Source organism: Novosphingobium sp. (genome assembly GCF_020852455.1).
Classification (GTDB): Bacteria; Pseudomonadota; Alphaproteobacteria; order Sphingomonadales; family Sphingomonadaceae; genus Novosphingobium.
Genome location: NZ_JADZAT010000009.1, coordinates 137,246 through 150,808, shown reverse-complemented (window position 1 = coordinate 150,808; position 13,563 = coordinate 137,246). Strand labels below are relative to the sequence as shown.

Here is a 13,563-nt window from a genome sequence, read left to right as displayed (position 1 = left end):
TAGAGCCTGTCCTGATTAGGTGGAGGCATCGTCATCGCATCAGGAAGGCCGCTGGATAGGAGCGGCGTGCAGCAGGGGCTGGTTGCCCCTGCAAGCGACGCGACGCCGCCAGCGGCCTTCCTGATGCGACCCCGCAGGGGCGGGCCGAATTTGGCCCAGCGCCACGTTGCTCGTCGGTCACTATGCAACGGCATGGCTCCCTCCTCGCGCCTCACGCTGAGCCAAATTCGGCTCCGTGCCGACGCCTCCGCCTAAACAGGACAGGCTCTAACTTCCGAGCCGGTCCCTGAGTTCGCCCAGGACCTTGTCTTCCTGATCGATCAGCGCGGTCACCGTGTCGCGTGCGGCCTGGATCGCGCTGGCATCCTCACCGCGCAGCACCGTATCGTTGTAGAGCAGGTCCAGCTCGGTCAGCGCGATCATCGCTTCGCCCCGGGCGGCTTCGAGCTCGGACACCGCGACAGTCGCGATGTTCCATGATTCGGTGCCGATCCTTGCGCCCGCCGCCGAACCGGCCAGACTGCGCGCGCGGCCTTCCTTTTCCCTGAAGCGGGCATCGGCGCTGCGGGCCTTGGCGATCAGCGGCTCAAGCTTGCCGGTGATCTCGGCCGAAGGCTGGGGCAGGGGCTGCGGCGTGGCCGGGGTAGCCGGGGTATAGGTCGCGGTAATCCGCTCCATCGGGCGACGTTCGAGCGAGGGATATTCGCCGCTGGCACCGGCACAGGCGGCCAGCGACAGGACAAGCACGAGAGCGGGAGCGGCGCGAAACATGGCCATGCCATAGCATGCCCGGCAAACCTTGCCAGAGTGACTCTTCTGCCGTTGACAGTTCTGGCACCTTGGACTAGGGGCAGCCCTTCTTTCGGCACCCTTGCTTTTGGGCGAGGGCCGATGCGCTGCCCGAATCGCCGGGTGGCTTGGGTAAAACGAACGGATAGAAGCACCATGTTCGCAGTTGTGCGCACGGGCGGCAAGCAATACCGGGTTGCCGCCGGAGACAAGATCGCGGTCGAAAAGCTGGCTGGTGAAGCCGGTGAGACCATCACGCTGAGCGACGTCCTGCTGGCCGGCGACGGCGGCGAAGTGAAGGACGCCAAGGGCGTTGTCGTTTCGGCCGAAATCATCGCGCAGGCGAAGTCGGAAAAGGTGATCGTTTTCAAGAAGCGTCGCCGCCACAACTATCGCCGCCGCAACGGTCACCGCCAGCAGATGACCCTGCTGCGCATCGTTGCCGTTGGCGCCGAAGCCAAGAAGGCCGCTCCCAAGAAGGAAGCTGCGCCCAAGGCTGAAGACGCTGCCGCCGAAGCACCGGCGAAGAAGGCCCCGGCCAAGAAGGCCGCCAAGGCCGCTGAATAAGAATTCCGGAGTAGTACGACATGGCACATAAAAAAGCAGGCGGCTCCTCGCGTAACGGTCGCGACTCAGCCGGTCGCCGCCTTGGCGTGAAGAAGTTCGGCGGCCAGGAAGTGGTCGGCGGCAACATTATCGTCCGCCAGCGCGGGACCAAGGTCTATCCGGGTGCCAATGTCGGCATCGGCAAGGATCACACCCTGTTTGCGCTGACCGGTGGCCGCGTGCGATTCCACGATGGCAAGCTCGGCCGCAAGTACGTGTCGGTGGACATGGCCCAGGCAGCCGAATAACGGACAGTCGATAACGGGCTGTCCCTGATGGGATGGCCCCGCCGGTCCATAAGCCGGCGACAAGAGGGAGAGGGGCCAACCCGTCTCCCTTTTTTCGTTTCTCCCTCAGTCCGGTCGATCGGCATGCCCCGCCACGGAGGCATCCTGACGCAGGCCGTAATGGCAATGTCACACCTGACGCCTATCTGGGCCGGGTGGGGCGAATGACGAGAGGTGAGAAATGTTCATTCGCAGCGAAAGGCTGTTTTTGCGGCCCGGATGGCCCGAGGACTGGCAGGAACTGCTGTCCCGGATCGACGACGAGCAGGTGGCCAGGAATCTGGCCAAGGTGCCCTGGCCCTATACCGCGGACGATGCGCGCTGGTTTGCCCAGCAGCCGCAGCATTCGCGCTGCCCGCATTTCTTCGTCACCCTGCCGACCTGTTCGAAGCCGGCCGAGATCATCGGCTGCGTCGGGCTGGCCGAGGATGGTGACGAGGTGGAACTGGGTTACTGGTTCGCCCGTGAACACTGGGGCAAGGGCTATGCCAGCGAAGCCGCGCGCGCGGTGGTTGGTCTGGCGCGTACGCTGGGCCACCGCAAGCTGGTGGCCGGACACTTTGCCGACAACCCGGCATCGGGCCGGGTGCTGCGCAAGGTCGGCTTCAAGCCGACCGGGCAGGTCCGCCAGCGCTTCAGCCTGGCGCGCGGCGAAGAGGTCGCCTCGATCGAGCATTGCCTTGAGCTGGCCGAACCGGGCAATTGCGACGATCCGGTAGGCATGCGCGTGGCTTAATCGGCCAATCCCTCTCCATTTTTGGCGAATGCCACAAATGGGGAGGTGGCATTTGCGCCAGCAAATGACGGAGGGGTTGCTACCCTTGCGCCATAACCCCTCCGTCTCGCCTTCGGCGAGCCACCTCCCCATTTGCACTTCCCGCACTATGCGGGAAGTTCATCCTGAGCGCGGTTGCTAAGCCGCAAGCCGAAGGATGAAAATGGAGAGGGTCTTGCGGGTCAGGCCAGCACTGCGTCCGCGAACTCGCTTTCGGCCTTGCCGATCAGCGCGCGGTCGTCGTGGTTCCAGGGGTGGAAGCCGGGCATGAAATAGGCAAACCAGGCCGGCACGATCTTGCGCAGCACGCCGGGGGTGCCGAACAGATACCAGGCCAGCTTGGCCTTGACCTTCCAGCCGGTCAGCCCGTCCTGCGCCAGCAGTTCAAGCGTGTCCTTCCAGCGGTTCTTGATGAAGTTCTGGGTGATCACCAGCATCATCACACTTTTCAGCCGATATCGGCGCCCGCGGCTCCAGTCGCGGGTGGCGTGCTTGAAGGTATCGAAGGCAACGCCCTTGTGCTCGATTTCCTCGATCGCGTGCCAGCGCCACAGTGCGATGGTTTCGGGATCGCCGCCGGCGAAGTGCTTGGGATTGGCGAGGAATTCGTGCGCCATCATCGCCGTATAGTGTTCCAGCGCCATGGTCGCGCAGAGGTTGACGATCGCCGGGCGCTTGCGGATCTCGAACATCAGTTCTTCAATCCGGGCGTCGATCCGGTCCATGTCGTAACCGGCATCGGCGGCAGCCTTGTTGAGCACGATGTGTTCGCGGGTGTGGTTGATTTCCTGCTTCACGAAGGCGCGAATTTCGGCCTCCAGCTTGGGCGGCACGCCTTCGCGGAAGGCCTTGACCGATTCGATGAACAGCGCCTCGCCGCGCGGGAAGGTGGCGGACAGCGCGTTGTGCCAGGCGGTGGCGATCGGATCGTTGTTCAGCCACCAGCGCGGCGGTGCCTTGTCGCGGCCAAAGCGGCGGTCGCGCACAACGATCTCAAGATCGGCGGGGGTCGGAACCGGCTTGCCGATGGGCGCGGCGGGTTCTACGTCGAGCGGGAACTTGGTGGGGGCGTTCATACCTCCCGATATAGGGCAACTTACATTGATGTCAATAAGGAAGCGCCTGACCCAGGAGGAGAGCCGCACCGTGGCGCTGGAAGCCGCGCGCGCGCTGCTGATCGAACTGGGCCCGCAAGCGGTGACGCTGAAGGCGGTCGCCTCGCGAATCGGGCGTACCCATGCCAACCTGCTGCATCATTTCGGTTCGGCGGCGGGCCTGCAGAAGGCACTGGCCGAGCATCTGGCGGTGACGATCTGCGCAACGATCGAGGATGCGGTGCTGGCCAGCCGCGCCGGCGAGGGGTCTCCGCGCGAAGTGGTGGACCTGACCTTCGACGCCTTCGACAAGGAAGGCGGCGGCGCGCTCGCCACCTGGATGCTGATGAACGGCAACGAGGACGCGCTCGACCCGCTGCTTGAGGCGATCCACGAACTGGTCGATGATCTGGGCGATCACGAATCGGGCCAGATGCACGATGTCACCCACGCGCTGTGCCTGATGGCGCTGGGCGATGCGCTGATGGGCGCGCCGCTTGCCGCCTCGCTGGGCCTGCCGCGCACTTCGGCGCGCGATACGGCGGAAAAGATGCTGATCGACGGTGCGATTGCAGCGGGGATCGTGGTGCCCGGTCAGGCGGGCTGAAGCCACTCTGGCAGCCACTCCGCCCTTATATCCTCCACCCGGCGGTGATCGACCGCCAGCCCCAGTTCGGGATAGGCCACGCGCTGGCGTGCCGGGTCGCTCTCAGCCAGCGGCACCACCACCAGCCGCCGGTTGACCTTCTGCCGCCAGTTCATCCGCGCGGTGTTTTCCTGACCGACATAGCAACCCTTGGTGAAGCTCACGCCATTCAGTTCGGCGGCATTGCATTCCAGCCACAGCAGATCGCCCAGTTCGGCCTGGCCTTCGCACACGCCGAGTGAAAGGCGCTGCGCCAGCCAACTCTCGTCCGCGCTTTCACCACTGGCCTCACCCAGCCAGCGCTGCCCCAGCGCGGCGAGGCGCGGATCGGGTGCGGGGCCAGCTCCGGACTGCCAGTGCACCGCCACCGAGGGATCAACTGCGATCCCGATCTTGCGGCGCAGGCGATAGAGCGAGAGCCGCTTGGCCAGCGCCTCGGCCTGTGCGGCCTCGCAATCGAGCAGCAGGTCTGCCCCATCTGCCCAGACCACAAAATCGAACAGCACCTTGCCCTGCGGGCTGAGCAGTGCGGCCCAGACCGGCAGCGGGCCCGCAACGTCGTTGGTCACCAGCCCTTGCAGGAAGGCGCCGATATCTTCGCCCGGTTCGAGCGGGGTGAGGCGGATCACGGCGCGGCTGGTCAGGTGGCTGGCGGTCATGGGTGACAGATAGGGTGCCGCCCGCCTAAGGGGAAGAGATGACCGAAGCCGCGACTCGCCTGACCATCCGCCGCCCTGACGACTGGCATGTCCATCTGCGCGATGGCGCGGTGCTGGCGGGCGTGGTGCCCTTTACGGCTCGGCAATTTGGCCGGGCGATCGTAATGCCCAACCTGTCGCCGCCGATGACCGATTGCGCCGGCGTGGCGGCCTATCGTCAGCGGATCATGGCCGCCTTGCCCGAAGGCAGCGACTTCACCCCGCTGATGACGCTGTATCTGACCGACAGCACCGATCCGGATGAGGTGGCGCGCGGCTTTGCAGATGGCACTTTCGTGGCGGCCAAGCTCTATCCCGCGCATGCCACCACCGGATCGGCCCACGGGGTGACCGATATCGCCAACATCCGCGCCGTGCTGGAGCGGATGGCGGCGATCGGCATGCCCTTGCTGGTCCACGGCGAGGTGACCGACGCGCATGTCGATATCTTCGACCGCGAGGCGGTTTTCATCGAGCGCACGCTGGCCCCACTGGTGCGCGACCTGCCCGAACTGAAAGTGGTGTTCGAACATGTCACCACCCGCGAAGCGGTGCAATTCGTCGAGAGCTGCGGCAGCAATGTCGCAGCCACGATCACCCCGCAGCATTTGCAGATCAACCGCAACGCCATGCTGGTCGGCGGGATCCGTCCGCACATGTATTGCCTGCCGGTGGCCAAGCGCGAGGTACACCGGCTGGCCTTGCGTCAGGCGGCCTGCTCGGGCTCGGCCAGGTTCTTCCTGGGCACCGACTCTGCCCCGCATGCGCAGTCGCTGAAGGAAGCGGCCTGCGGCTGCGCCGGGATCTTCAACGCGCCCTTTGCGCTGGAAAGCTATGTCCAGGTGTTCGACGAGGAAGGCGCGCTCGACAAGTTCGAGGGCTTTGCCAGCCTGAACGGCCCGGCCTTCTATGGCCTGCCGGTCAACCCCGGCACGGTAACGCTGGAACGCGGCGAATGCCGGGTGCCCGAAACGATCGATGCCAACGGCACCGCGATCGTGCCGTTCCATGCCGGCGAAGTGCTAGGCTGGCGCCTGCTCGCCTGAGGCAGCGCGGCGGCGCGCCAGGATATCCCAGACGAACACCGCAATCGCGGTCCAGATGCAGGCGAAGCAGGCCAGCTGGCTGGGCCGCAGCGGCTCGCCAAACACACCCAGGCCGATGATGAAGACGATCGTCGGGGCCAGGAACTGGACCATGCCCAGCGCCGAATAGTCCATCCGCCGCGCCGCAGCGGCAAACAGCAGCAGCGGGATTGCGGTCATCGCGCCGGAAAAGGCCAGCAGTCCGGACGAGGCCAGATCGCGGCCCATCGCCGAACCATCGGGCCCTTGCGCGAACCAGGCGGTCACCAGCGCGGCGGGGATCAGCATCAGCAGCGTTTCGATCGTCAGGCCGGGCAGCGATTCGACCGGAGCCAGTTTGCGCACCAGACCATAGCTGGAAAAGCTGACCGCCAGCGACAGGCTGATCCACAGCATGTCGCGCGCGTCCCACGCCAGCAGCGAGACGCCCAGCGCCGCCAGGCCAACCGCCAGCCATTGCCGCCTGCTCAGCCGTTCGCCCAGGAACAGCGTGCCGAACAGCACATTGGCCAGGGGGTTGATGTAATAACCCAGGCTGGCCGCGAAGATGTGGCCTGACTGGATCGCGACCACATAGATCGTCCAGTTGACCGCGATCAGTACCGAGCTGACCAGCAGCGCGCCGACCACCCGCGGATTGGCCAGCGCCCGCAGCAGTGCGCCGTGTTCGCGCCGCAGCGCCACGATCAGCAGGCAGATCGGCAAGGTGCAGATGATCCGCCAGCCAATCAGCTCATAGGGCGGCACCCAGTGCACCAGCCGCAGGTACAGCGGCATCACCCCCCAGATCAGATAGGCGCCCAGCGCCATCGGCAGGCCGCCATGGGGCTGGGAAGGAGGCTGGCGGTCCATGCCAGCGCGCTAGCCGCGCCGGCAGGGTGGGGCAAGCCTTGTCGAAGGGGCTAGGCAGCGCAGCCCGGCTGCGGCACAAGGCGGGGATGTTGCGCGCGCACCTTCTCAGCCTGCCCCTGCTGCTCCTGCTTTCCGGTTGCTGGGGTGGAAACGACGACGATCCGGCCAGGGATGCACGCGATCCGGTGGCGGCTGCCGCGCTCGATGATCCGCTGCTGACCGATCCCGATCTGACCAGCCAGAACCGCGGCAACGCGGCGCTTGATGGCGGCATTCCCGACGGCGCCGTGCCGGCCTTCAAGCGGTCGAGCGAGGAAGTGACTGCGGCCAAGGCCGATGCCGAACGCCTGCTGCGCGGTCCGATTGCGGCAGCGCCCGATCCCGGCGGTTCGACTGGCACCGCGCGGCTGGCTGACGTGGTGACCATCGGCGGGCTGGCCAAGGCCAGCGGGCTGGGCGGCGCCTGCAGCGGCAGGATCGAATACGGCTTCGTCTGGGCGGCGCGGCTGCCGGCGGCTCTGCCGGTCTATCCGCGCGGGCATGCCCTGGCGGCGGGCGGCAGCGATCAGGAAGGCTGCAAGCTGCGCGTGGTGCGGTTCGTCACTCCGGTCGAAGTCGGCGACGTGGCCAGTTTCTATTACGCCAGTGCGCGGGCCGGAAAGTTGCCGGCCGAGCTGTCGCATGAGGGCGACGATACCGTGGTCGCCGGCAAGGGCTATGCCGCCTTCGCCCGCAAACGGGCCGATGGCCTGACCGAGGTCGATCTGGTGACCAGCGGGCTCTGACGCGGGTCAGGTATCGCGCAGGCCGACGCCGATCATCGCGCGCGGCTGTTCCATCTCGTTCGAGGCGACCGGATAGGCGCAGTAATCCGCAGCGTAATAGGCGCTGGGCCGGTGGTTGCCCGACAGTCCGACCCCGCCGAACGGAGCGGAAGAGCTGGCGCCGTTGGTAGGGCGGTTCCAGTTGATCACCCCGGCGCGGACATTGGCCCAGAACCGGTTGTATTCCTGCGGACTGCCGCCAATCAGCGAGGCCGAGAGGCCGAAGCGGGTGTTGTTCGCCTCGGCAATCGCCTCGTCGAAATCGCTGACCTGGACGACCTGCAGCAAGGGCCCGAACAGTTCGACGTCGGGGCGATCCTTGACCCCGGTCACATCGATGATCGCGGGTGACAGGAACGGCAGGTCGTCGCGCGGGCGGACCATGTGCTTGATCGCCTTGCCGCCGTGGCTGAGCAGGTAGAGGAAGCTTTCGGTCAGCCCGTCGGCTGCGCCGTTATCGATCACCGGACCCATGAACGGGGTGGGATCATCAAACGGGGCGCCGACGATGATCCGGTCGGCCAGGCGCTTCACCTCACCGATCAGGGCATCGTACATGCTGGACTTGACGATCAGCCGCCGCGCCGCGGTGCAGCGCTGCCCGGCGCTGGTGAAGGCCGACTGGATCACCAGTGCGGCCGCATCGGTTGTCTTGGGAGTGTCCCACACCACCAGCGGGTTGTTGCCGCCCATTTCCAGCGCAACGATCTTGTCGGGCCGGGCCGCCAGGCGGCGATTGATCGCGATCCCGGTATGGGCCGATCCGGTGAACAGGACCCCGTCGATCCCTTCGTGGCCAACCAGCGCCTGGCCTTCCTCGGCGCCGCCGACCAGCAGCTGGGCAACCGCCGCCGAAATGCCCGCACGGTGCAGGCACTGCAGCAGCATTTCGCCGGTCGCGGGGGTTTTTTCTGAAGGCTTGAACACGATCACGTTGCCCGCGATCAGCGCCGGGATGATGTGGCCGTTGGGCAGGTGGGCCGGGAAGTTGTAGGGACCCAGCACCGCCATCACGCCATGCGGCTTGTGCCGCAGCGAAGCGGTGCCCTGCAGCGCGTTGTCCAGCTTGCGCTGCGCTGTCCGGTCGGCATAGGCGCGGATCGAAATCTCGACCTTGTTGACCACGCTTTCGACTTCGGTGCGCGCTTCCCACAGCGGCTTGCCGGTTTCGCGCGAGATCATCGTCGCGAGCTTTTCGGCGTCCTTGCGTACTTCGTTGGCAAAGCGGCGGACCAGTTCCATTCGGTTGGCCAGCGGCTGCGCGGCCCAGGCCGGCCAGGCCCGACGGGCGCGATCCACGATGTCATCGACATTGCCGTGCTTGCCGCGCCAGATCTCGGCTCCGGTCGCCGGCTCATAGGAAACCAACTGCGCTTTGCTCAATGATTTCGTCCCGTTCCGGTGGTGGTTGCGAACACCAGGGTGCTGCGTGGGCCTTAGTCGGTGTCGTCCTAGTTGGAAAGTCTTCCTTTTCCGGCCAAGTGTTATGGTTAATTTCGATAGAACGGCGTGCACCGAAAAAGACCGGTGTCCGGCTTGCGCCCCGGGCCGCATCGGGCGATAGAGCATGCCCAGAATGACCGCCGATCCTGCCTTGACCGCACCGGCCACCGGTGCCGCTTTTGCCGACCAGTTCTGGACCAGCAAGGATGGCCTGAAGCTGCATTACCGCGACTATGCCGGGCGCGCGGATCGCCCGGCGGTGCTGTGCCTGCCGGGGCTGACCCGCAACGCGCGCGATTTCGCCCATGTTGCCGAGCGACTGGGCGGCGAATGGCGGGTGATCTGTCCCGATCTGCGCGGGCGGGGCGACAGCGCCTATGCCAGAGATTCTGCCACCTACAACCCGCTGCAATATGCCGAGGATCTGGGCGAACTGTTCGACCAGGCGGGGATCGACCGCTTCGTGGCGATCGGCACATCGCTGGGCGGGCTGCTGACCATGATCATGGCGCTGACCATGCCCCAAAGGATCGCCGGGGCCCTGCTCAACGATGTCGGTCCCGAGGTTTCGCCGGCCGGGCTGGAACGGATCCGCGGCTATGTCGGCCAGGGGCGGACCTTTCCGACCTGGATGCACGCGGCCCGCGCGCTTGAGGAAAGCCAGGGCGACGTGTTCCCCGGTTATGAAATCTCTGACTGGCTCGACATGGCCAAGCGCTGCATGGTGGTGGGCGGCAATGGGCGGATCGTGTTCGACTATGACATGAAGATCGCCGAGCCGCTGGCCCAGCCCGGCGGCGAATCCGGGGTTGACCTGTGGCCCGCGATCCAGGCGCTGAAGGGCAAGCCGGTGACGCTGGTGCGCGGCGAACTGTCCGATATCCTGAGCAAGGATGTCCACCGCAAGATGGCAAAAGGGCTGCCGGGCAGCGATGCCGTGACCGTGCCCAAGGTCGGCCATGCGCCAATGCTGAACGAACCCGAAGCGGTCGCCGCGATCGACCGGCTGCTGGCCCGGGTGGAATGAGCGTCAGCGCCGGCAGGCCGCGCCTGCTGCACCTTCATTCCAGCTTTTCGCCGGGCGGCAAGGAACTGCGCGCGGCCAAGCTGATGAACCTGTTCGGTCCGTATATCGATCACACCGTGGTATCGGGCGTGCCCGGCGCGCTGGGGGCCGCCGAGGCGATCGATCCGGCGATCAGCGTTACCTATCCCGCCGATTTTCCGCCGCTGTCGGGCAAGCCGCTGCCCTGGCGGCTGCTGGCGCTGGCCCGCGCGATGCGGGGCTTTGATCTGGTGCTGACCTACAACTGGGGGGCGATGGACGCGGTGATGGCGCACCGGCTGTTCGGCCGCGCACTGGGTCTGCCGCCGCTGGTCCACCATGAGGACGGCTTCAACCAGGACGAAGCGCAGCGCCTCAAACCGGCCCGCAACCGGTTCCGGCGGATCGCGCTGGCCGGGGCGCAGGAGCTGGTGGTGCCATCGCAGCGGCTGGAGCAGATTGCTCGCCAGGCCTGGCATGTTCCGGCAGAACGGCTGCGGCGGATCGCCAACGGGATCCCGCTGGCCGATTATGGCACGGCCCCGAATGGCGCTGCGTTGCCGGGCCTCGTCAAGCGCGAGGGCGAGCTGTGGCTGGGCACGCTGGCCGGGCTGCGCGCGGTCAAGAACCTGCCGCGACTGGTGCGGGCTTTTGCCGCGATGCCGGCGCAATGGCAGCTGGTGATCGTCGGAGAAGGCCCTGAGCGCGCCGCGATCGCGGCCGAGGCCGCCCGGCTGGGGCTGGCCGATCGCGTCCACTTGCCCGGTTTTGCTCCCGATCCGGCCAGGGTCGTGGGGCTGTTCGACCTGTTCGCACTGTCATCGGACAGCGAGCAGTTTCCGATCTCGGTGGTAGAGGCAATGGCCGCCGGACTCGCAGTGGTCAGCCCGGCGGTGGGCGATGTCGCGGCGATGGTCGCGCCGGATAATGCCGCGTGGATTACCCCGGCGGGTGATGATGATGCACTGGGCGCCGCGCTGGCCGCGGCCGCGCATGACCCGGCTGCGCGCCAGCAGATCGGCATGGCCAATCGCCAGCGCGCCCGCGCCGAATACGATGAAGCGGCGATGCTGGCGGCCTATCGCGATTGCTATGCCCGGGCCATGGGCCGTCAAAACTTTCCCTGATGGGCCGTTCACCGCAGCTTCAGCGGGGCATATCCACAAGTTGCGCGTTGAAATGGCCTCACCATCCGCTAAACAGCCCCGCAATCCATTCTTAGTCCAGCGAAGGCAGTAACCTTGGCCATCGAACCTACCAAGTCCCCGGTCCCATCTTCCAAGGCCGCCGATCGCGATGCGGCACAGCAGGACGGTTTCCTGCGCGAAGTCGATGAAGCGCTGCGTGAAGAGCAGATGGTTGGCGCGATCAAGCGCTATGCCAAGCCGGTCGGCGGTGTGATCCTGGCGGGTCTGCTGGCGCTGGGTGGCTATCTTGCCTGGGACTATTCGGTGAAGTCCAAGGCCCATGAGCGCAGCGAAAAGGCCGAACTGGCCTTTGACAAGCTGCGCGGCGGGCAGCTTGATGCTGCGGCCAAGGAATACGAGGCGCTGGCCAAGGACGGATCGGACGGCAGCCGCGCCGCCGCCGCGATGAGCCTGGCGGCCATCGCGCTGGCCCAGGGCAAGGATCAGGACGCTGCCAGGCGTTTTGCCGCTCTGGCCGCCGATCAGACCGCGCCCAAGCCCTACCGCGATCTTGCGGTAATCCGCGAAGTGTCGATCCGCTTCGATACGATGAAGCCCGATGATGTGGTGGCCAAGCTCAAGCCGCTGGCGGTTCCGGGCAATCCGTTCTTCGGCAACGCTGGCGAACTGGTGGCCATGGCCTATCTCGACATGGGCAAGCCGGACCTCGCCGGGGCGCTGTTCGCGCAGATCGGCAAGGACGAGAAGGCTCCCAAGTCGGTCCGGGTCCGCGCGCGCCAGATGGCCAGCGGGCTGGGCTATGATGGCGGAGTCGAACTTCCCAAGGAAGAACCTGCCGCCGGACAGCCCACAACGACCGCCGCGCCCGCGGGCGCAGCCGCACCCAAGCAATAACCGGCAACAGCCAAGGACCACTTGATGCCATCGATCCAGATCAACCGCCGCCTTTCCGCCCCGCTGGTGCTCGCGCTTGCGCTGAGCCTGTCCGGGTGCGGCATGTTTGGCGGCAAGGGCAAGCCAACCACGCCGACCCTGGGCAATCGCATCCCGATCCTGACCAAGGTCGATACCAGCGCCAAGGTCGATGCCGGGATCACCAGCCTTGCGGTCGTGGTTCCGCCGGCGGTCGAAAACGCTGAATGGGCCCAGGCCGGCGGCACCGCCAGCAAGAGCTATGGCAACCTGGCGATTGCCGCCGCGCCGCAGCAGGCCTGGACCGCGCGGATCGCCGGTTCGACCAAGAAGCAGCGGCTGGCTGCGGCCCCGGTGGTGGGCGGCGGAATGGTCTTTGTCATGGATACCATGGGCGTGGTCCATGCCTTCGATGCCAAGACCGGTGCCGAACGCTGGAGCCAGACCTTCCGGATTTCCGGTGACGGTGCTAGTTCTGTCTATGGCGGCGGGGTCAGCTATTCGGGTGAACGCGCCTATGTCACCACCGGGGTGGGCGAAGTGGCCGCGATCAATGCCGCCGATGGCAAGGTGCTGTGGAAGGTCAAACCTTCGGGCCCGCTGCGTGGTTCGCCAACCATCGCGTTCAACTCGGTCTTCGTGATGACCCAGGCCAACCAGATCGTCACGCTCAATCCTGAAAACGGTGCGCAGATCTGGAACGCAACGGCCTCGGTCGGGCAGACCGGGGTGTTCGGCGTGGCCGCACCGGCTGCCGGGCAGGGGACGATTATTGCTGGCTATTCGACCGGCGAACTGATCGCCTATCGTTATGAAAACGGACGCGAATTGTGGTCAGACGCGCTGGCCCGCACTTCGCTTTCGACCTCGGTCGGGGTGCTGACCGATATCGACGCCGATCCGATCATCGATCGCGGCCGGGTCTATGCCCTGGGCCAGGGCGGCCGCATGGCGGCCTATGAACTGGTGACCGGGCAGCGGATCTGGGAACTCAACCTGGCGGGGATTTCGACCCCGGCGGTGGCGGGTGACTGGATCTTCACGCTGACCGACGATGCGCGGCTGCTGTGCATTGCCCGGGCGACCGGCAAGGTGCGCTGGCTGACCCAGCTCAACGCGTTCCGCAACCAGGAAAAGAAGAAGGATCCGATCTTCTGGTCGGGTCCGGTGCTGGCCGGTGACAAGCTGTGGTTCGTCAATTCGCGCGGCGAAATGTACACCGCGTCGGTGGCCGACGGTCAGCCCAGCCTGTTCGCCAAGCTCGACGCGCCGGTAACCCTGGCACCGGTGGTGGCAGGCAACACGCTCTACGTGCTGGACGACAACGGCCGCATTCACGCGTTTCGGTAAGCAGAGCGC

At 66.1% G+C, this 13,563-nt stretch carries 15 protein-coding genes; 10 read left to right on the top strand and 5 right to left on the bottom strand.

The genetic code is table 11. The annotated features are described in order from the left end of the window. Positions 1-267 precede the first annotated feature (267 nt). Positions 268-777: a hypothetical protein gene (locus tag IT549_RS04015; RefSeq protein WP_292970142.1), complete on the bottom strand. Its 510-nt coding sequence runs from the start codon at positions 775-777 to the stop codon at positions 268-270. Positions 778-945: 168 nt separating this feature from the next. Here IT549_RS04015 and rplU point away from each other — a divergent pair, with 168 nt between their 5' ends. From rplU to IT549_RS04000, 3 genes are all read left to right on the top strand, one after another. Then, positions 946-1,356 carry a 50S ribosomal protein L21 gene (rplU, locus tag IT549_RS04010; RefSeq protein ID WP_292970141.1) on the top strand — a complete coding sequence of 137 codons (411 nt, stop codon included), beginning with the start codon at positions 946-948 and terminating at the stop codon, positions 1,354-1,356. A gap of 20 nt (positions 1,357-1,376) precedes the next feature. Then, entirely contained in the window at positions 1,377-1,643 is a 267-nt protein-coding gene (rpmA, locus tag IT549_RS04005; RefSeq protein WP_292970139.1) for a 50S ribosomal protein L27, read from the top strand. A gap of 220 nt (positions 1,644-1,863) precedes the next feature. Then, positions 1,864-2,418 (top strand): GNAT family N-acetyltransferase, encoded by a 555-nt coding sequence (locus tag IT549_RS04000; RefSeq protein WP_292970138.1) that lies wholly within the window; start codon positions 1,864-1,866, stop codon positions 2,416-2,418. Between the two features lie 221 nt (positions 2,419-2,639). Here the strand turns inward: IT549_RS04000 and IT549_RS03995 are convergent, their stop codons facing one another. After that, a complete protein-coding gene (locus IT549_RS03995; RefSeq protein WP_292970137.1) occupies positions 2,640-3,533 on the bottom strand; it encodes a metal-dependent hydrolase in 894 nt (297 codons plus the stop codon). Positions 3,534-3,561: 28 nt separating this feature from the next. Here IT549_RS03995 and IT549_RS03990 point away from each other — a divergent pair, with 28 nt between their 5' ends. Next, entirely contained in the window at positions 3,562-4,158 is a 597-nt protein-coding gene (locus IT549_RS03990; protein ID WP_292970136.1) for a helix-turn-helix domain-containing protein, read from the top strand. On the opposite strand, the gene IT549_RS03985 is transcribed toward IT549_RS03990, so the two are convergent. Next, the gene (locus IT549_RS03985) at positions 4,146-4,856 is read right to left on the bottom strand and encodes a folate-binding protein (protein ID WP_292970134.1); all 711 of its coding nucleotides are present in this window, start codon (positions 4,854-4,856) and stop codon (positions 4,146-4,148) included. The two genes, IT549_RS03990 and IT549_RS03985, sit on opposite strands and share 13 nt — an antisense overlap. 38 nt (positions 4,857-4,894) lie before the next feature. On the opposite strand from IT549_RS03985, the gene pyrC reads away from it, so the two are divergent. Next, positions 4,895-5,941, top strand: a complete 1,047-nt coding sequence (gene pyrC, locus IT549_RS03980) for a dihydroorotase (RefSeq protein ID WP_292970132.1) — start codon at positions 4,895-4,897, stop codon at positions 5,939-5,941. Here pyrC and rarD read toward each other — a convergent pair. Further along, positions 5,918-6,832, bottom strand: coding sequence for an EamA family transporter RarD (rarD, locus tag IT549_RS03975; protein ID WP_292970130.1), 915 nt, complete (start codon positions 6,830-6,832; stop codon positions 5,918-5,920). The genes pyrC and rarD overlap by 24 nt on opposite strands. 89 nt (positions 6,833-6,921) lie before the next feature. On the opposite strand from rarD, the gene IT549_RS03970 reads away from it, so the two are divergent. Continuing rightward, positions 6,922-7,617, top strand: a complete 696-nt coding sequence (locus IT549_RS03970; RefSeq protein WP_292970129.1) for a hypothetical protein — start codon at positions 6,922-6,924, stop codon at positions 7,615-7,617. A 6-nt stretch (positions 7,618-7,623) separates the two neighbouring features. Here the strand turns inward: IT549_RS03970 and astD are convergent, their stop codons facing one another. Next, a complete protein-coding gene (gene astD / locus IT549_RS03965; protein ID WP_292970127.1) occupies positions 7,624-9,039 on the bottom strand; it encodes a succinylglutamate-semialdehyde dehydrogenase in 1,416 nt (471 codons plus the stop codon). Between the two features lie 184 nt (positions 9,040-9,223). On the opposite strand from astD, the gene IT549_RS03960 reads away from it, so the two are divergent. From IT549_RS03960 to IT549_RS03945, 4 genes are all read left to right on the top strand, one after another. Further along, on the top strand, positions 9,224-10,126 hold the full coding sequence (locus IT549_RS03960; protein WP_292970125.1) for an alpha/beta hydrolase: 903 nt from the start codon (positions 9,224-9,226) through the stop codon (positions 10,124-10,126). Then, positions 10,123-11,271: a glycosyltransferase gene (locus IT549_RS03955; protein ID WP_292970123.1), complete on the top strand. Its 1,149-nt coding sequence runs from the start codon at positions 10,123-10,125 to the stop codon at positions 11,269-11,271. Before IT549_RS03960 ends, IT549_RS03955 begins: the two co-directional genes overlap by 4 nt. A 114-nt stretch (positions 11,272-11,385) precedes the next feature. Then, entirely contained in the window at positions 11,386-12,186 is an 801-nt protein-coding gene (locus tag IT549_RS03950; RefSeq protein ID WP_292970122.1) for a tetratricopeptide repeat protein, read from the top strand. A 24-nt stretch (positions 12,187-12,210) separates the two neighbouring features. Then, on the top strand, positions 12,211-13,554 hold the full coding sequence (locus IT549_RS03945; protein ID WP_292970121.1) for a PQQ-like beta-propeller repeat protein: 1,344 nt from the start codon (positions 12,211-12,213) through the stop codon (positions 13,552-13,554). The last annotated feature ends 9 nt before the right edge of the window (positions 13,555-13,563 follow it).